We start from the raw sequence: 16,799 nt of genomic DNA on the forward strand, positions 1-16,799 counted from the left end.
CCGCTCGTCCCTTCCATGACTGCGCCCATCCCCCACGGAAGGCGAACGCCGTGTCCCCCCACACGACTTCCACCCCCCGGTTCCTGGACGCGGTGCGCCCGGGCCGCACCCACTGGCTGGAATTGCCGCCGCACCGGGCCAGCGTCAGAGCCGCCCGGCATGCCACGCGGGCGCGGCTGGCGGCGTGGCAGGTGCCCGACGAGGTGTGCGCGAACGCCGTCCTGCTCGTGTCCGAGCTGGTGACCAACGCCGTGCTGCACACGCTCAGCGAACGGATCCTGTGCGGCGTGCGGCTGCTGCCCGAGGAGTGCTTCCGGCTGGAGGTCCACGACGGCGACCTCACGGGCCGCGGCATCCCCGAACGCTGCCCCGGCCTGGACGACGAGGGCGGCCGCGGCCTGCTGCTGGTCCGGGAGATAGCCGACAGCTGGGGCATCACCCGCTCGCCCCTCACCGGCGGAAACGCCGTGTGGGCGAGCCTGGCGACGGTGTCGTAGCGCCCGGGACCTCAGAACCCCAGTTTGCGCAACTGCCTCGGATCCCGCTGCCAGTCCTTCGCGACCTTGACGTGGAGGTCGAGGAAGACCGGTGTGCCCAGCAGGGCCTCGATCTGTTTGCGGGACTTGATCCCGACCTCCTTCAGGCGCTTGCCCTTGGGGCCGATGATGATGCCCTTCTGGCTGGGGCGCTCGATGTAGACGAAGGCGTGGATGTCGAGGAGGGGCTTGTCGGCGGGGCGGCCCTCGCGGGGGAGCATCTCCTCGACGACGACCGCGATGGAGTGCGGCAGCTCGTCGCGGACGCCCTCCAGCGCGGCCTCACGGATCAGCTCCGCGATCATGACCTGCTCGGGCTCGTCGGTGAGCTCGCCGTCCGGGTAGAGCGCCGGACCCTCCGGCAGCAGCGGGACGATCAGGTCGGCCAGCAGGCCCACCTGCTTGTCGCCGACCGCCGACACCGGGACGATCTCCGCCCACTCGAAGCCCAGCTCCTTGCCGAGCTGGTCGACCGCGATGAGCTGCTCGGCGAGCGTCTTGCCGTCCACCAGGTCGGTCTTCGTGACGATCGCGATCTTCGGCGTCTTCTTGATGGACGCCAGTTCCTTCGCGATGAAGCGGTCGCCGGGGCCGAGCTTCTCGTTCGCCGGGAGACAGAAGCCGATCACGTCCACCTCGGCCCACGTCGTGCGCACGACGTCGTTGAGCCGCTCGCCCAGCAGGGTGCGCGGCTTGTGGAGCCCGGGGGTGTCGACCAGGATCAGCTGGGCGTCCGGCCGGTGCACGATGCCCCGCACGGTGTGCCGCGTCGTCTGCGGCTGGTTCGCCGTGATCGCCACCTTCTGGCCGACCAGAGCGTTCGTGAGGGTGGACTTGCCCGCGTTGGGGCGGCCCAGGAAGCAGGCGAAACCGGCCCTGTGGACGGCTCCGGCAGGCTCTTCGGATGACTGGGTACGGACGCTCATGCCGCCCATTCTCCCTGATCCCCGAAGCCGCCCCGTACCGGACGTGCGCGGTGAGCTTCCGGAAACCCTCACGCAACGAAACGTCACGGAAACACACCCGTACGCAACCGGAAACGCACGCCGGTGACCCTCTGACGAGCCCCCGGAGCCCCCACCCGTTGGAGACACCGTGCCCCTGGCCGCCGCACACGCCGACACCGGCGACACCGCCTGGCTGCTCGCCGCCACCGCCCTCGTCCTGCTGATGACCCCGGGCCTGGCCCTGTTCTACGGCGGCATGGTCCGCACGAAGAGCGTGCTCAACATGCTGATGATGAGCTTCGTGTCGATCGCCCTGGTCACGGTGGTGTGGCTGGCGGCCGGCTACTCGCTCGCCTTCGGGGAGGATGCCGCCGGCGGGCTCATCGGCGGGCTCGGCCACGCCGGCATGGGCGGCCTCGGTCCGGACAGCGTCCACGGCACGGTCCCCACCCTCCTCTTCGCCACCTTCCAGCTCACCTTCGCGATCATCACGGCCGCCCTGGTCAGCGGCGCGGTCGCCGACCGGGCGAAGTTCGGGGCGTGGCTGGTCTTCGTGCCCGTGTGGGCGCTGCTCGTATACGTTCCGGTCGCGCACTGGGTGTGGGGCCCGGGTGGCTGGATCCTGGAGCGGCTCGGCGCGCTCGACTTCGCGGGCGGCCTGCCCGTGGAGATCGTCTCCGGCGCCTCGGGACTCGCGCTGTGCCTGGTCCTGGGCCCCCGCCTGGGCTTCAGGAAGGACTCCATGCGCCCGCACAACCTGCCCATGGTGATGCTCGGCGCCGGCCTGCTCTGGTTCGGCTGGTTCGGCTTCAACGCCGGCTCCGCGCTCGGCGCCAACGGCCTGGCGGCCGCCGCGTTCCTCAACACCCTCGCCGCGGGCTGCACCGGCCTGCTCGGCTGGCTCTTCGTCGAGCAGAAGCGCGACGGCCACCCGACGACCCTGGGCGCCGCGTCCGGCGCGGTCGCCGGTCTGGTCGCCATCACCCCGTCCTGCGGGTCCGTCTCGCTGCTCGGCGCGCTGGTCGTCGGCCTCGCCGCCGGCACGGTCTGCTCGTACGCCGTGAGCTGGAAGTTCAAGCTGAACTACGACGACTCCCTGGACGTCGTCGGCGTCCACCTGGTCGGCGGTGTCATCGGCACGCTCCTCATCGGCGTCTTCGCCGTGGAGTCGATGACCGGCGGCGCCGAGGGCCTCCTGTACGGCGGCGGCCTCGCCCAGCTCGGGAAGCAGCTGGTGGCCGTGGTGGTCGTCGCGGCGTACGCGTTCGGGGTGACGTACGGCATCGGCAAGCTGATCGACGTCACGATGGGCCTGCGGGCGAGCGAGGAGCAGGAGCGGACCGGCCTGGACCTTACGGTGCACGCCGAGACGGCCTACGATCACGGGGTCCTGGGCCACGGCGCCCCGGTCTCCTCCTCCGTTGTCTCCCCCGCCCAGAAGGTCACCCCCCAGGCATGAAGCTCATCACCGCGATCGTCAAGCCGTACCGCCTCGACGAGGTCAAGAACGCCCTGCAGGAACTCGGCGTGCACGGTCTGACCGTCTCCGAGGCCAGCGGCTACGGCCGGCAGCGCGGCCACACCGAGGTGTACCGCGGCGCCGAGTACCAGGTGGACCTGGTGCCGAAGGTCCGGATCGAGGTCGTCGTCGAGGACGCGGACGCCGAGGCCGTCATCGACGCGGTCGTGCGGGCCGCGCACACCGGCAAGATCGGCGACGGCAAGGTCTGGGCGCTGCCCGTGGACACGGTCGTGCGGGTGCGGACGGGCGAGCGCGGCCCCGACGCGCTCTGACACCGGGGCCGCCTCGCTGCGGCTCAGCCGTCTGGCGGCGGCTCGGCCGCCTGGCCGCGGCTCAGTCGAACACGAACGGGCCCGGTGACTGCGGCCCGGCCGCCGTGCAGGTGATGGTGATGCCGAAGACGGTCATCTTCAGCGAGCCGCCGAAGGCCTCCAGGCTGTCGCCGGAGGCCACGGTGCCGTTGAGGGGGCCGACCTCGACGGGGGCGCCGGCGGCCATCGCCGGGTTCTCCTTGCCGGTGAAGGTGACGGTGCCGCCACCGGCCTTCACCAGCGTGAGCGTGGACGAGATCGAGTCCGCGCCGAGCGCGATCGGCGCGGTGATCGCGGAGGACTTGACGGTGACGGTGGCGGCGGTGCCGTCCTGGGTGGCCGTGAGCGTGGCGGTGCCGCTGCCGAAGGTGCCGCAGTCGGCGTCGATGGTCGCCGTCTGGGGGGTGACGGCGAGGGCCGCGGGGGCGAAGGCCAGCCCGGTGGCCGCGAGGGCCCCGGCCGCCAGTGACGCACCTGCTCCGATTCGCTTGCATCTCATGGGATTCCGGCTCCGTTTCCGTGTGGGGGGACGGCTCGGGTCGCATTGCGGAGAGCCGAACCTGACGGTCCGTCGGAACTGACGGTTCCATTGATGCGCGAGGTGCGGGCGGCGGCAAGGTTGAAATTTGGCCTACTTACCGCCGGTTACACCATGGACTTCAGCCAGCGGTCACCGTGGCGCGAACCGTTCCGTCCGGGCCGGCGAGCAGCACCGGCGTCCCGACCCCGCCGAGGTCCCGTACCGCCGCCCGGTCCTCGTCGGACACGGTCTCCGCCTGCGTCACGACCGCCGCCGCCTCCAGCGAGGTCGCTCCGGAGGCCACCGCCATCGCCACCGCCGTCCGCAGGGCGCTGAGCTTCAGGGACGCGAGGGCCACCGTCCCCGCGACATACGTACGCCCGGTCTCGTCGCGCACGGCCGCCCCCTCGGGCACGCCGTTGCGGGCCCGGGCGGAACGGGCCAGGGTGACGATCTTGCGGTCCTCGGGGTCGAGCGCGCTGGTGTCGGTCATGAGCCGAGCATACGGAGCGGAGCACGGTCATCCGGCCACGGGGTACAGGGCTCCCCGGCGCCCCTCCGGCGAGGCCAGCCACTCCAGCTTGGCCGCGGTGTCCGCCTCGTCCAGCGGGGTGTGCAGGACGATCGTCAGGTCGGGCCGCACCGGCACCTTCAGCGCCGTCGCCTCCACGCACAGCAGTCCCACCAGCGGGTGGTCCAGCTCCTTGCGGATCAGGTGTCGATCAGCCGCCGCAGCCCGTCGCACATGTCCCGCCGCTCCGGCTCCACCGCGGGCACCGGCGGATTGAGCCCGGCGAGCAGGTACAGGTGCCGCCGCTCGGCGTCGCGCAGCCGCAGCACCCGGGCGACGGAGTCCAGGACCTGCGGGGAGACGGAGATGTCCCGGCCCTGCTCCAGCCACTGGTACCAGGAGGCCCCGACACCGGCGAGCACGGCGACCTCCTCGCGCCGCAGCCCCGGCGTCCGGCGCCGGGCCCCGCCGTCGGGCAGGCCGACCTCGGCCGGGGAGACGCGGGCACGCCGGCTCATCAGGAACTCGCGCAACTCGCTCCGCCGTTGGGACTTCAGCACGTCCTCGGGCACGTAAGGATCCCCTCGTTCTTGCCTGGTGGTGCCACCACCAGGACAACTTGCCGCTCCCCACGGCTATTCCGGCGGACGCAGGCTCGTGGGCATGGCGATCGACACCTCCCGTCCCCCAGCGACCGCACGGCCCGGCAGCCCCCGGCTGTCGACGCGCGACAAGCTCGTCCTCTTCGTGCTGTGCGCGGCCCAGTTCATGGTCGCGCTCGACTTCTCCGTCCTGAACGTCGCCCTTCCCGTCCTCGGCGCGGACCTCGGCATGAGCCAGTCCGCGCTGCAGTGGGCGGTCACCGCGTTCGCGCTGCCGTCCGGTGGCTTCCTGCTGCTCTTCGGCCGGATCGGCGACCTGTACGGCCGCCGCAGACTGTTCCTCTCCGGCCTCGCCCTGTTCGGCGCGGCCTCACTGCTGGCGACCTTCGCCTGGGACCCGGCGTCGTTCCTCGCGGGCCGGGCGCTCCAGGGGATCGGCGCGGCGGCGATCGTGCCGACCGGCATGTCCCTGCTGACGACGACGTTCGCCGAGGGTCCCGCCCGGGACCGCGCCCTCGGCATCTCGGGGACGCTGCTCTCCCTCGGCTTCACCGTCGGCATGGTGGCCGGCGGTGTGCTGACCGACCTGCTCGGCTGGCGCTCGACGATGGGCCTGCTGACGCTGTTCGCCCTGATCGTGCTGCCCCTGGCCCCCGCCCTGCTCCCCGAGTCCCGCACCCCGGACCGCCCTCGCCTGGACGTGCCCGGCGCGGTCACCGTCACCGGCGGTCTGCTGTCCCTGATCTACGCCCTGTCGACGGCGGCCGACCACGGCTTCGGCCGGACGGACGTGCTGGTGACCCTGGTCGCCGGCGTGCTGCTGCTCACCGCCTTCGCCGTCGTCGAGTCGCGTACCGAGGCGCCCCTGGTGTCCCTGCCGATGCTGCGCCGCCGCACGGTGGCGTGGGGCAACCTGGGCGGTCTGGTCACCTTCTCGATGATGTCGACGGTCGTCTTCGTGCTGACGCTGTACCTCCAGGAGGTGCTGCGCCTGTCGGCCTTCGAGACGGGCCTGGTCTTCGGCGTGCAGGGCGTGCTGTCGGCGGTGGCGGGCTCGTACGCCCCGAGGGTCATCGGCCGTCTCGGCGCGCACCGCACCCTGGTCGTCTCGCTCGCGGGACAGGGCGTGCTCATCGCCGCCCTGCTGGGGCTCGGCACGGGCGGCTGGTCGGTCTGGCTCGCCACGGCCGGCGTCGCGCTGGCCAGCATGAGCCACCTGGGCGCGATCATCTCCTACGGCGTGACCGTCACCTCCGGGGTGCCCGACGAGGAGCAGGGCCTGGCGACCGGCCTGGTCACCTCCACCCAGCAGGTCGGCATCACGGTCGGCATCCCGCTGCTGGGCGTGCTCGCGACGACCTCCGGCGACCTGCTGTCCGGCGTGCACACCGTGATGGCCCTGGACGCGGCGATCGTGCTGGCGGCCGCGGTGCTGGTCGCGGTGGGTCTGCGGCCCCGCAAGGGCGCCTCAGGGGCGGTCGAGGCGGAGGCGCTCGGCGCGCGGTAGACCGGCGACGACCAGGTCGTAGGAGTCCTCGACGAGCTCCCGGACCAGCTGGTCCGGGAGGCCGCCGTCGGCCGTGACCGTGTTCCAGTGGCGCTTGTTCATGTGCCAGCCGGGGACGATCAGACCCGGGTACTCCTCGCGGAGCCGGATCGCGTCCTCCGGGTCGCACTTGAGGTTGACCGTCAGGGGCCGCGCGTCGAGGTGCGACAGAGCGAAGAGCTTGCCCCGCACCTTGAAGACGGAGATCTCCGGGCTGAACGGGAAGTCCTCGACGGCCGCGTTGAAGGACAGGCAGAAGGCGCGCAGCTCCCGGGGCGTCATTCCGGCTTCTCCTCCTCGTCCCGGGGCGGGTCCGCCGGGTCCACCGGCTCCGCCAGCACCGTCACGATCTTGTTCCGGCGGCCGGCCGCGGCCTCGGCGGTCAGGCGCAGCTCCCGGCCGTCGGGGAGTTCCACGACGGCCGACGCGCCGGCGATGGGGACCCGGCCCAGGGCCTTCGCGAGCAGGCCGCCGACGGTCTCGACGTCCTCGTCGTCGAAGGCGTCCAGGCCGTACAGCTCGCCCAGGTCGCCGATGTCGAGGCGGGCGGTGACCCGGTAGCGGTCCTCGCCGAGGTCCTCCACCGGGGGCAGTTCGCGGTCGTACTCGTCGGTGATCTCGCCGACGATCTCCTCGAGGATGTCCTCGATGGTGACGATGCCGGCCGTGCCGCCGTACTCGTCGATGACGACGGCGACGTGGTTGCGTTCCTTCTGCATCTCGCGCAGCAGGTCGCCGGCGTTCTTGGTGTCGGGCACGAAGAACGCCGGGCGCATCGCCGTGGACACCTGCTCGGACTCGGCGTCGCGGCTGATGTGCGTCTTGCGGACGAGGTCCTTCAGGTACACGATCCCGACGATGTCGTCCTCGCTCTCGCCGGTGACCGGGATGCGCGAGAAGCCGGAGCGCAGGGCGAGGGTGAGGGCCTGGCGGATGGTCTTGAAGCGCTCGATGACCACCAGGTCCGTGCGCGGCACCATGACCTCCCGCACGAGGGTGTCGCCCAGTTCGAAGACGGAGTGCACCATGCGGCGCTCGTCGTCCTCGATGAGGGACTCCTTCTCGGCGAGGTCGACCAGCGCCCGCAGCTCCGCCTCGGAGGCGAAGGGGCCGCGCCGGAAGCCCTTGCCGGGGGTGAGCGCGTTGCCGATGAGGATCAGCAGCGACGGGATCGGGCCCATGACCCGGGCCAGCGGCACCAGGACGTACGCGGAGACCGTCGCCGTGTTCAGCGGGTGCTGGCGGCCGATGGTGCGCGGGGAGACGCCGACGGCGACGTACGACACGAGGACCATGACCGCGATGGCGATCAGGAGGGCCTCGGTGGTGTGGTCGAACTCCATCAGGCAGCCGTACGTGATCAGCGCGGCGGCGGCCATCTCACAGGCGACGCGGACCAGCAGCGCCACGTTCAGATAGCGCGTCGGGTCGGCGGCGACCTGGGAGAGCTTGGCGCTGCCGCGGCGGCCGGAGCGCACGGCCTCCTCGGCGCGGAAGCTGGAGACGCGCGCGAGGCCCGCCTCCGCGCAGGCGGCGAGCCAGGCGACCACGACCAGGGCGATCGCGCCGAGGGCGAGCTGCGGACTCATGGGCGGCTTACGAGACGGTCGGCGCCGGGGACGGGCCGGTCAGGCCCCGCTCCGCGCGCCAGCCGTCCACGATGGCCGCCTGGAGGCCGAACATCTCGGCCTTCTCGTCCGGTTCCTCGTGGTCGTAGCCCAGCAGGTGCAGCACGCCGTGGACGGTGAGCAGCTGGAGCTCCTCGTCCATGGAGTGCTGCGTCTCCGCTTCCTTGCCCTGCTTCTCGGCGACCTCGGGGCAGAGCACGATGTCGCCGAGCAGCCCCTGCGGCGGCTCGTCGTCGTCCTTGGACGGCGGACGCAGCTCGTCCATCGGGAAGGACATGACATCCGTGGGGCCCGGCAGGTCCATCCACTGGATGTGGAGCTGCTCCATGGCGTCGGCGTCCACGACGATCACCGAGAGTTCGGAGAGCGGGTGGATGCGCATCCGCGCGAGCGCGTAGCGGGCGATGTCGAGGATCGCCTGCTCGTCGACCTCGGTGCCGGACTCGTTGTTGACGTCGATCGACATGGTGCTGTGTGTGTCTACTTCCCCTTGTGCGCGGACTTGCCACGGCTCTTGTGCGCGCCGTTCTGGGTGCCGTGCTTGGTGTCGTACTTCTCGTACGCGTCGACGATACGGCCCACCAGCTTGTGCCGTACGACGTCGTGGGACGAGAGCCGGGAGAAGTGGACGTCCTCGACGCCGTCCAGGATGTCCTGCACCTGGCGCAGACCGCTCTTCGTCCCGTCCGGGAGGTCGACCTGCGTCACGTCACCCGTGATCACGATCTTCGAGTCGAAGCCGAGGCGGGTGAGGAACATCTTCATCTGCTCGGGGCTGGTGTTCTGCGCCTCGTCCAGGATGATGAAGGCGTCATTCAGGGTGCGACCCCTCATGTACGCCAGCGGTGCGACCTCGATCGTGCCCGCCGCCATCAGTCGCGGGATCGAGTCCGGGTCGAGCATGTCGTGCAGCGCGTCGTAGAGCGGGCGCAGGTACGGGTCGATCTTCTCGTAGAGCGTGCCCGGGAGGAAGCCGAGCCGCTCGCCGGCCTCGACCGCCGGGCGGGTCAGGATGATGCGGTTGACCTGCTTGGACTGCAGGGCCTGCACCGCCTTGGCCATCGCCAGGTACGTCTTGCCGGTGCCCGCGGGGCCGATGCCGAAGACGATCGTGTGCTTGTCGATCGCGTCCACGTAGCGCTTCTGGTTGAGCGTCTTGGGGCGGATCGTGCGGCCTCGCGAGGACAGGATGTTCTGCGTGAGCACCTGGGCCGGGGTCTCCTGGCCGTCGCTCTCCCCGTTCTCGCTCGCCTTCAGCATGGCGATCGAGCGTTCCACTGCGTCCTCCGTCATCGGCTGCCCGGTGCGGAGCACCAGCATCATCTCGTCGAACACGCGCGAAATGAGGGCGACGTCCACGGGGTCGCCGACCGCGCTGATCTCATTGCCCCGGACGTGGATGTCGGCCGCCGGGAAGGCCTTCTCGATCACGCGCAGGAGGGAGTCGCCGGACCCCAGGACGGTCACCATGGGGTGCTGGGCGGGGACGGTGAACTGCGCTCTCGCCTGCTCCTGCGCGGGGGTGTGAGCTGTGGGTGTCTGAGTCATGGGCCGGCGCTTAAGGCCTGCGGTTCCTCCTCGTCACGGCCGCACAGCTGAGGGCGGCCTCGCGATTCCCAGGGTACGACGGGGGAGTGACAACGCCGTAGGGGTTTTGGGGCGGGGTTTCTCACCAGGGGTTCTGGAGCGACCGTTTCGAGGGCGACGGCACTTTTCGGCCTGGTCGGCCAGGACGGTCACGCCGAGCGCCGGAAGCCGATCGTCGGCACGGCCCGCCGCAACGGCCAGGGCCTGACCAACTCCTCCGACACGAGCCCCGCGAGGAACCCGTACCTCTCCAGCGCCGCCGCCGACTGCCCCTCCACCGACTGCACCCGCCGCCACCACGCCGCGATCTCCGACCACCCCGGCGCCGACAACGACCCTCCGAACTCCTGCACCGACAGCGCGGCCGTCAGCCCGGCGAACGCCAGCCGGTCCGCCAGCGGCCAGTCCGCCAGCGTCCCGGCCACGAACCCGGCGACGAACACGTCCCCGGCCCCCGTCGGATCCAGCGCCTCGACCTCGATGGCCGGCACCTCCGCCGTCTCCCCCGTACGCCGGTCCACCGCGTACGCCCCGTCCGACCCGAGCGTGACCACCGCGAGCGGCACGTACTCGGTCAGGGCGTGCGCGGCCGCCCGGGGGGAGTCGGCGCGCGTGTACCGCATGGCCTCCTCCGCGTTCGGCAGGAACGCCTCGCAGTGCCGCAGGTCGGGCAGTGCCGCCAGGTCCCACGCGCCGGTGTCGTCCCAGCCGACGTCGCCGAAGACGCGGGTGCCCTGGCTCGCGGCCTGGGCGATCCAGGGCGCGCTGACACCGGGCGCGAGGGAGGCGACGGCGGCGCGGGCGCGGGGCGGGCACTCGGGGGCGGGCTCCTCGGGGGGCGGTTCGTGGCCGTGCGAGACCATCGTGCGCTCCCCCTCGTACGCCATGGAGACGGTCACCGGGGAGTGCCAGCCGGGCACCGTGCGCGACGGGGAGAGGTCGATGCCCTCGCCGTGCTCCAGGGCGTCCCAGCAGTAGTCGCCGTAGTGGTCGTCGCCGAAGGCCGCCGCGAGGGACGTCCTGAGGCCGAGGCGGGCCAGCGCGGTGGCCATGTTGGCGACGCCGCCGGGGCTCGACCCCATCCCGCGCGCCCAGGACTCCGTCCCGCGGACCGGGGCGGAGTCGAGGCCGGTGAAGATGATGTCGAGGAAGACGGTGCCGGTGAGGTAGACGTCCCAGGGCGGGTCGTCCGGCGTGCGCAGCGGGGCGAGGGGATCGACCTGGGTCTGGCGGTGCGATCCCTTTCCGGCCGGGCCCTTTCCTGCCGGGGCGGTGGACGCGATCACGATGCGCTCCCTGACGTGGTGCGGATCAGGCCAGTGTGCACCACATCACCGACAACGTGACGCCGATCACGCCGGACCCACCCGTCCCGTCAGCTCGCGCCGGGCTCCGCGCGCCCCCCGCCCCGGAAACGCGCAGGCCCTACCAGCGCGGCACCGAGGGGGTCACCCAGGCGGGGTCGGCGATCCGCATGGCCGCCGCGTCGTCGCGGTCCCGCAGCGCGCCGTCGTCGTCCAGCCACCGCCGGTGCAGGACGGCCAGCCGCTCGCGGTCGAGCTCCACGCCGAGCCCGGGGGCGTCGGACACCGTCACCTTGCCGCCCTCGAAGGAGAGCCGTTCGGTCAGGACGTCCTCGGACTGCCAGGGGTAGTGGGAGTCGCAGGCGTGGTGGAGGTCCGGGACGGTGGCCGCCACGTGGGTCATGGCGGCGAGGGAGATGCCCAGGTGGGTGTTGGAGTGCATGGACACGCCGACGCCGAAGGTGCGGCAGACGGCGGCGAGTTGCTGGGTGTTGCGCAGTCCGCCCCAGTAGTGGTGGTCGGAGAGCACGACCTGGACGGCGTCCTTGGCGAACGCCTCCCTGATCTCGGCGAAGGTCGTCACGCACATGTTCGTGGCGAGCGGCACACCGGTCTTCGCGGCGACCTCGGCCATGCCGGTGGTGCCGAGGGTGGGGTCCTCCAGGTACTCGAGGACGTCCCCGAGTTCCTCGGCCACGCGCAGGGAGGTCTCGACCGACCAGGCGCCGTTGGGGTCCAGCCGCAGCGGGTGCCCGGGGAAGGCCTCGGCGAGGGCCCGTACGGCGGCGATCTCCTCGTCGGGCGGGAAGACGCCGCCCTTGAGCTTGAAGGAGGTGAAGCCGTACCGCTCCGTGAACCGCCGGGCCTGCTCCACCACCCCGGCCGGATCGACGGCGGCGCCCCAGTCGTCCCGCTCGGCCGGCACGCCCTCGGGGTGGCCGGCCCACTTGTAGAACAGGTAGGCGCTGTACTCGACGGCGTCGCGCACCTTGCCGCCGAGCAGCGCGTGCACGGGCAGTCCGAGCGTCTTGCCGAGGGCGTCGAGGCAGGCGACCTCGAAGCCGGAGACGACGGACAGCCGCAGCTTGCCGGCCGTCTGGACGCCGCGCAGCCCGCCGACGTCGACGGCGTTCTCCACCCGGGAGGCGTCCACGGCCACCTCGTCCGCGACCGTGAACAGCCCGTTCAGATCGCTGACCTGGCGTCCCTTCAGCCGCTCGGCGAAGGGCCGGGCCAGCTCCAGGTACTTGGTGTCGCCGTAGGTCTCCCCCACGCCGGTGATCCCGTCCGCCGTGACGACCTCGACGATCAGCCGGGGCGTGTACGGCTGGTGCACGCCCTGCGTGTTCAGCAGCGGCGGGTCCGCGACCAGGATCGGCGTCAGCCGTACGTCCGTGACGGTGAGGTTCACAGGGCGGCTCCCACGAGGTCGAGTCCGGCGGTGAGGACGGCGCGGAGGGCGGCCAGGTCGGCGGGCGAGGGGTCGGTGAGCGGGGCGCGGACGGGGCCCACGGCGTGCCCGCGCAGCCGGGCCGCCGCCTTCACCAGCGACACGGCGTACCCGGGGACGCGGTCGCGCAGTTCGACGAGCGGGACGTAGAAGCCGCGCAGCAGCTTGTCGACGGTGCCGTGGTCGCCGTCGCGCAGGGCGGCGAAGAAGGCGCAGGCGATCTCGGGGGCGAAGGCGTGCACGGCGGAGGAGTAGGCGGGGACGCCGACGGTGGCGTAGGCGCGGGCCTGGATCTCGGCGGTGGCGGCGCCGTTGAAGAACAGGAAGTCCTCGGGCGCGGCGAGCGTGAGGCGTTGCAGCCGGTCGAGGTCGCTGTGGCCGTCCTTGAGGCCGATGACGTTCGGCAGGGCGGCGACCCGCTTGAGCGACTCGGCGGTGAAGGCGACCTGGCCCCGCTGGTAGGCGATCAGGGGCAGTGCCGTGCGGGCGGCGATCTGTTCCAGCTGGGCGACCAGGCCGTCCTGCGGGGCGGCGACGAGGTAGTGCGGGAGGACCAGGAGCGCGTCGGCTCCCGCGTCCTCGGCGATGCGCGCGAAGCGGACGGCCTGCGCCCAGCCGTAGCCGATGCCCGCGACGACGGGGACGCGGCCGGCCGCCTCCTCGACGGTGACGCTGACGACCCGCCGGTACTCGTCCTCGTCGAGGGAGAAGAACTCCCCGGTGCCGCAGGCGGGGAAGACCGCGCCGGGCGAGGCGGCGAGCCGGTCCGCGAGGTAGGCGCGGAAGCCGTCCGGGTCGAGGGTGCCGTCGTCGCGGAAGCTGGTCAGCGGGAACGACAGCACGCCGCCCGCCATGCCCTCCCGCAGCCGGTGTGCGACCGCTGCCGGTCCAGCGCTCACGAGCATCTCCTTATGTAGACGTCATCTACGTATGAGAATGAAGGTTAGATATACGAACAGGGGGCGTCAACCGCGCGCGGCGGCCCGATTACCATCGGCGCATGTCAGACACAGGGGGCGTCCGCGAGGTGAAGTCCGCGGCGCGCACGGTCGAGCTGCTGGAACTCCTCGCGGCGCGCGGCGACCGCCCGGCCCGGCTCCAGGAGCTGGCCGGTGAACTCGGCGTGCCGCGCAGCTCGATGTACGCGCTGCTGCAGACCCTCATCGCGCGCGGCTGGGTCCGCACGGACGTCACCGGCTCCCTGTACGGCATCGGCATCCACGCCCTGCTCACCGGCACCAGCTACCTCGACTCCGACCCCCGGGTCCGGCTCGTACGGCCGTATCTCGACGAGGCCTCCGAGGCGCTCGGCGAGACGATCCACCTGGGCCGGCTGGACGGCCGGGACGTGGCGTACCTGGCCACGCGGGAGTCGCACGAGTACCTGCGGACCATCAGCCGGGTGGGGCGGCGGCTGCCCGCGCACGCCGGCGCCCTGGGCAAGGCGCTGCTGGCGGAACGCCCCGACGAGGAACTGCCCGAGGGGCCGTACGAGGCGCTGACCCCGAACTCGCACACCAGCCGGGAGTCGCTCGCGGCCGACCTCGCGCGGATCCGGGCCCGCGGCTGGTCCGAGGACCGCGAGGAGGGCGTGCCCGGGATCGTCGGCTTCGGGTTCGCGCTGCGCTACGACACCCCCGCGCAGGACGCGATCAGCTGCTCGGTGCCGGTCGCCCGGCTCACCCCGGAGCACGAGGAGCGGATCGTCGCCGTGATGCGGGAGATCCGGGCGAAGATCGAGGCGACGGCGCCGGCGGGGGCCGGATCGGTGCACTGGCGCTAGCCGAAGGCGCGGACATCACCTCGTAAAAGGGCGCTCGTTCACCCGAAAAGGGCGCTCTTCTACCCGGGCTTCACCACCCCAAACGCAACGTGCTCCACATCACACCCCCTGGGCTCCCGTGCCCGACTGCTTGCTTGATACAAATTGCCCGCGCGTTCCTGTCCGTCGACGGTCGTCGCCCATTCCCCCTTCTCTTCCGCTCCTTTCGCATGCCCTGGGAACGCCCGTGCTCGCCCCCCGCACCACACCCTGGCCCCTCGTCGCCCTTTTCACGGCCGGGTACCTCGCTCCGTATCTGCTGCCGACCACCGTCGGCCGGCTCGACTCGGACCTTCCGCTCTCCGCCACGCAGGCCGGCGCCGTCGGCAGTGCCCTGCTGCTGAGTTCGGCCGCCGCCGGTTTCGCCCTCGCCTCACGGGTCGAACGGATCGGGGCCCGCGCCCTCGCCCGCCTCGGTCTCGCCCTGGCCCTGCTCGGCTACGGCGGTGCCGCCCTGACCACCGCCGTCCCGGCCGTCGTCGCCGGTGCGATGGTCGGCGGGTTCGGATCCGGCACGGCCACCACCGTCGCCGCCACCCTCATCGCGGGACAGCGCGATCCGCACCGGGCCTCCACCGCCGGGCTGCTCAGCGTCTCCGCCCTCGCGGGCGCGGTGTATCTGACCGTGCCGCACCTCGGCCCGGGGCACGGACTGCCCCTGGCCGCGATCGCCCTCACGGCCCTGGCCGTGTGGCCGCTGGCCGGCCGCCTCCCGGCCGGCACGCCCGCCGCTCCCGCCCGGCAGGACAAGGCCCGGTTGCCGCACGCCCGTTCGGGGCTGGTGCTGGCCGCCGCCATGGTGTGCTGGTCGCTCGCCCAGAACTCCCTGTGGGGCGTCAGCGGACGGATCGGGCTGACGCAGGCCCACCTCAGCGAGGCCACCGTCGGTGCCGTCTTCGCCGTGGCACTGGGCGCCGGGCTGACCGGCGTCCTCGCGGCGGGCGCGCTCGGGGCGCGGCTGGGACGCGCGGTGCCGATCGGCGCGGGCACGGTCCTGATCGCCGGCTGCATCGTGCTGAGTGCCTCCGCGACGGGCCTGACGAGTTTCGCGGCCGGCGAGATCGCCTGGAACACGCTGTACCCGGTGGTGCTGTCGTACCTGATCGGGCTCGCCGCCTCGCTCGACCCGCGCGGGCGCTGGGCGGTGCTGGTCGGCTCGGCGTCCTCGCTGGGCACGGCCGCCGGGCCGCTGACCGGCAGTGTGCTCTCGGCGCAGGCCGGGTTCCCGGTCATGGGCGCGGTCCTCGGCGCCGGGCTGCTGGTGATCGCCCTGCCGATGACCGCCGTCGCCCTGCACACCGGCGGACGCCCACTGCTGCCCGGCGCGATCCGCCGCCGCGGCGGGCACCCGGCCGCCCTGGTCGCCGCCGCCACCGGCACCCCGACCGGCGCGATCCCGGAGATCGGCGCCCCGGAGCAGCCAGTGGTGGAGATCCCGGTGGACACCCCGGCCGTCCCCGCCCAGCGCGCCTACGGCAAGGCGGGGTCGGAGGTCCTCTGACCCCTACGCGAAGGTGTACGCCTCGACTTCGGCGAGGTACCGCGCCCGCAGCTCCTCGTCGTCCTCCAGGAACGAGGCGAGGAAGGAGTTGCGGGCGAGCTGCCGCAGCCGCTCCTCGCCCAGGCCCAGCGTGTCGCGGACGGCGTCGAAGTTGTCGCCGGCGTAGCCGCCGAAGTAGGCCGGGTCGTCGGAGTTGACCGTGCACATCAGGCCGGCGTCCAGCATGGCGGGCAGCGGGTGGTCGGCGAGGGTGTCGACGGTCCGCAGCCGGACGTTCGACAGCGGGCAGAGCGTCAGCGGCACCCGGTCCCGCACCAGCCGCTCCACCAGCGCCGGGTCCTCCACGCAGCGCAGCCCGTGGTCGACGCGCTCGACGCCGAGCACGTCCAGCGCCTGGGTGATGTACTCCGGCGGGCCCTCCTCGCCCGCGTGGGCGACCCGCCGCAGGCCCAGCGCGGCGGCGGCCTCGTAGACCTCGCGGAACTTCACCGGCGGGTGCCCGACCTCGGCCGAGTCGAGGCCGACGCCGGTGATCCGGTCCAGGTACGGCCCCGCCGCGTCGAGCGTGGCCAGCGCCGACTCGGCGGACTCGTCGCGCAGGAAGCACAGGATCAGCCGGGTCGAGACGCCGTGGTTCGCCTCGCTGCTCCCCAGCGCGCGCCACAGCCCCTCGACGACCGTGCCGAGCTCCAGCCCGCGGCTGGTGTGGGCCTGCGGGTCGAAGAAGATCTCCGCGTGCCGCACGCCCTGCGCGGCGGCCCGGGCCAGGTACGCGTTCGCCAGGTCCTCGAAGTCCCGCTCGGTGCGCAGGACGGCCATGAGCTCGTAGTACAGGTTCAGGAACGACTGGAGATCCTCGAAGCGGTAGGCCTCGCGCAGCTCGTCCGTATCGGCGTACGGCAGCGTGACGCCGTTGCGCGCGGCGAGCTCGAAGGCCAGTTCCGGTTCCAGGGTGCCTTCGATATGAAGGTGCAGTTCGGCTTTGGGGAGGAACATCAATTCATCGTACGGC

Annotated in this window: 17 protein-coding genes and 1 pseudogene; 6 read left to right on the forward strand and 12 right to left on the reverse strand. The window is 72.3% G+C overall.

Annotation, left to right across the window (positions count from 1 at the left end):
* Positions 1-50 precede the first annotated feature (50 nt).
* Positions 51-497 carry an ATP-binding protein gene (locus C1703_RS12510; RefSeq protein ID WP_198678148.1) on the forward strand — a complete coding sequence of 149 codons (447 nt, stop codon included), beginning with the start codon at positions 51-53 and terminating at the stop codon, positions 495-497.
* 11 nt (positions 498-508) lie between these two features.
* Here C1703_RS12510 and era read toward each other — a convergent pair whose 3' ends face one another.
* Positions 509-1,471 carry a GTPase Era gene (era, locus tag C1703_RS12515; RefSeq protein WP_198678149.1) on the reverse strand — a complete coding sequence of 321 codons (963 nt, stop codon included), beginning with the start codon at positions 1,469-1,471 and terminating at the stop codon, positions 509-511.
* Positions 1,472-1,631: 160 nt separating this feature from the next.
* Here era and C1703_RS12520 point away from each other — a divergent pair, with 160 nt between their 5' ends.
* Positions 1,632-2,942 (forward strand): ammonium transporter, encoded by a 1,311-nt coding sequence (locus C1703_RS12520; protein ID WP_114252337.1) that lies wholly within the window; start codon positions 1,632-1,634, stop codon positions 2,940-2,942.
* Positions 2,939-3,277: a P-II family nitrogen regulator gene (locus C1703_RS12525; RefSeq protein WP_114252339.1), complete on the forward strand. Its 339-nt coding sequence runs from the start codon at positions 2,939-2,941 to the stop codon at positions 3,275-3,277. The genes C1703_RS12520 and C1703_RS12525 overlap by 4 nt, the downstream gene beginning before the upstream one ends.
* 61 nt (positions 3,278-3,338) lie before the next feature.
* Here C1703_RS12525 and C1703_RS12530 read toward each other — a convergent pair whose 3' ends face one another.
* The 3 genes and pseudogenes from C1703_RS12530 to C1703_RS12540 all read right to left on the reverse strand — a co-directional run bounded on the left by C1703_RS12530 (position 3,339) and on the right by C1703_RS12540 (position 4,865).
* Positions 3,339-3,815, reverse strand: a complete 477-nt coding sequence (locus C1703_RS12530) for a hypothetical protein (RefSeq protein WP_114252341.1) — start codon at positions 3,813-3,815, stop codon at positions 3,339-3,341.
* A gap of 160 nt (positions 3,816-3,975) precedes the next feature.
* Complete coding sequence (locus tag C1703_RS12535) at positions 3,976-4,329, reverse strand: cytidine deaminase (RefSeq protein WP_114252342.1); 354 nt, start codon at positions 4,327-4,329, stop codon at positions 3,976-3,978.
* A gap of 27 nt (positions 4,330-4,356) precedes the next feature.
* A pseudogene (locus tag C1703_RS12540) lies at positions 4,357-4,865 on the reverse strand (helix-turn-helix transcriptional regulator).
* A gap of 145 nt (positions 4,866-5,010) precedes the next feature.
* Between C1703_RS12540 and C1703_RS12545 the strand changes: the two are divergent.
* Complete coding sequence (locus tag C1703_RS12545) at positions 5,011-6,456, forward strand: MFS transporter (RefSeq protein ID WP_114257396.1); 1,446 nt, start codon at positions 5,011-5,013, stop codon at positions 6,454-6,456.
* Here the strand turns inward: C1703_RS12545 and C1703_RS12550 are convergent.
* The 7 genes from C1703_RS12550 to C1703_RS12580 all read right to left on the reverse strand — a co-directional run bounded on the left by C1703_RS12550 (position 6,418) and on the right by C1703_RS12580 (position 13,369).
* A complete protein-coding gene (locus C1703_RS12550; protein WP_114252344.1) occupies positions 6,418-6,777 on the reverse strand; it encodes an MmcQ/YjbR family DNA-binding protein in 360 nt (119 codons plus the stop codon). The genes C1703_RS12545 and C1703_RS12550 overlap by 39 nt on opposite strands.
* A complete protein-coding gene (locus C1703_RS12555; protein ID WP_114252346.1) occupies positions 6,774-8,084 on the reverse strand; it encodes a hemolysin family protein in 1,311 nt (436 codons plus the stop codon). The genes C1703_RS12550 and C1703_RS12555 overlap by 4 nt, the downstream gene beginning before the upstream one ends.
* Before the next feature lie 7 nt (positions 8,085-8,091).
* Positions 8,092-8,589 (reverse strand): rRNA maturation RNase YbeY, encoded by a 498-nt coding sequence (ybeY, locus tag C1703_RS12560; RefSeq protein WP_030239729.1) that lies wholly within the window; start codon positions 8,587-8,589, stop codon positions 8,092-8,094.
* Positions 8,590-8,603: 14 nt separating this feature from the next.
* Entirely contained in the window at positions 8,604-9,671 is a 1,068-nt protein-coding gene (locus tag C1703_RS12565) for a PhoH family protein (protein ID WP_114252348.1), read from the reverse strand.
* A gap of 188 nt (positions 9,672-9,859) precedes the next feature.
* Positions 9,860-10,996: a PfkB family carbohydrate kinase gene (locus C1703_RS12570; protein WP_114252350.1), complete on the reverse strand. Its 1,137-nt coding sequence runs from the start codon at positions 10,994-10,996 to the stop codon at positions 9,860-9,862.
* 139 nt (positions 10,997-11,135) lie between these two features.
* A complete protein-coding gene (locus C1703_RS12575) occupies positions 11,136-12,425 on the reverse strand; it encodes a glucarate dehydratase family protein (protein WP_114252352.1) in 1,290 nt (429 codons plus the stop codon).
* Complete coding sequence (locus tag C1703_RS12580; RefSeq protein WP_114252354.1) at positions 12,422-13,369, reverse strand: 5-dehydro-4-deoxyglucarate dehydratase; 948 nt, start codon at positions 13,367-13,369, stop codon at positions 12,422-12,424. Before C1703_RS12580 ends, C1703_RS12575 begins: the two co-directional genes overlap by 4 nt.
* A 95-nt stretch (positions 13,370-13,464) precedes the next feature.
* On the opposite strand from C1703_RS12580, the gene C1703_RS12585 reads away from it, so the two are divergent.
* A complete protein-coding gene (locus C1703_RS12585) occupies positions 13,465-14,247 on the forward strand; it encodes an IclR family transcriptional regulator (RefSeq protein WP_114252356.1) in 783 nt (260 codons plus the stop codon).
* A gap of 226 nt (positions 14,248-14,473) precedes the next feature.
* Positions 14,474-15,787 carry an MFS transporter gene (locus C1703_RS12590; protein ID WP_114252358.1) on the forward strand — a complete coding sequence of 438 codons (1,314 nt, stop codon included), beginning with the start codon at positions 14,474-14,476 and terminating at the stop codon, positions 15,785-15,787.
* 3 nt (positions 15,788-15,790) lie between these two features.
* Here the strand turns inward: C1703_RS12590 and C1703_RS12595 are convergent, their stop codons facing one another.
* Complete coding sequence (locus tag C1703_RS12595; RefSeq protein ID WP_198678150.1) at positions 15,791-16,783, reverse strand: adenosine deaminase; 993 nt, start codon at positions 16,781-16,783, stop codon at positions 15,791-15,793.
* Between the last annotated feature and the right edge of the window lie 16 nt (positions 16,784-16,799).

This window comes from Streptomyces sp. Go-475, assembly GCF_003330845.1.
Classification (GTDB): domain Bacteria; phylum Actinomycetota; class Actinomycetes; order Streptomycetales; family Streptomycetaceae; genus Streptomyces.

What these genes read in the sequence shown, in the direction of transcription:
- C1703_RS12545 (WP_114257396.1), top strand. Translation starts at nt 5,011, where the DNA reads ATGGCGATCGACACCTCCCGTCCCCCAGCGACCGCACGGCCCGGCAGC.
- ybeY (WP_030239729.1), bottom strand. Translation starts at nt 8,589, where the DNA reads ATGTCGATCGACGTCAACAACGAGTCCGGCACCGAGGTCGACGAGCAG.
- C1703_RS12585 (WP_114252356.1), top strand. Translation starts at nt 13,465, where the DNA reads ATGTCAGACACAGGGGGCGTCCGCGAGGTGAAGTCCGCGGCGCGCACG.
- C1703_RS12555 (WP_114252346.1), bottom strand. Translation starts at nt 8,084, where the DNA reads ATGAGTCCGCAGCTCGCCCTCGGCGCGATCGCCCTGGTCGTGGTCGCC.
- C1703_RS12525 (WP_114252339.1), top strand. Translation starts at nt 2,939, where the DNA reads ATGAAGCTCATCACCGCGATCGTCAAGCCGTACCGCCTCGACGAGGTC.
- C1703_RS12565 (WP_114252348.1), bottom strand. Translation starts at nt 9,671, where the DNA reads ATGACTCAGACACCCACAGCTCACACCCCCGCGCAGGAGCAGGCGAGA.
- C1703_RS12535 (WP_114252342.1), bottom strand. Translation starts at nt 4,329, where the DNA reads ATGACCGACACCAGCGCGCTCGACCCCGAGGACCGCAAGATCGTCACC.
- C1703_RS12550 (WP_114252344.1), bottom strand. Translation starts at nt 6,777, where the DNA reads ATGACGCCCCGGGAGCTGCGCGCCTTCTGCCTGTCCTTCAACGCGGCC.
- C1703_RS12580 (WP_114252354.1), bottom strand. Translation starts at nt 13,369, where the DNA reads ATGCTCGTGAGCGCTGGACCGGCAGCGGTCGCACACCGGCTGCGGGAG.
- C1703_RS12595 (WP_198678150.1), bottom strand. Translation starts at nt 16,783, where the DNA reads ATGTTCCTCCCCAAAGCCGAACTGCACCTTCATATCGAAGGCACCCTG.
- era (WP_198678149.1), bottom strand. Translation starts at nt 1,471, where the DNA reads ATGGGCGGCATGAGCGTCCGTACCCAGTCATCCGAAGAGCCTGCCGGA.
- C1703_RS12530 (WP_114252341.1), bottom strand. Translation starts at nt 3,815, where the DNA reads ATGAGATGCAAGCGAATCGGAGCAGGTGCGTCACTGGCGGCCGGGGCC.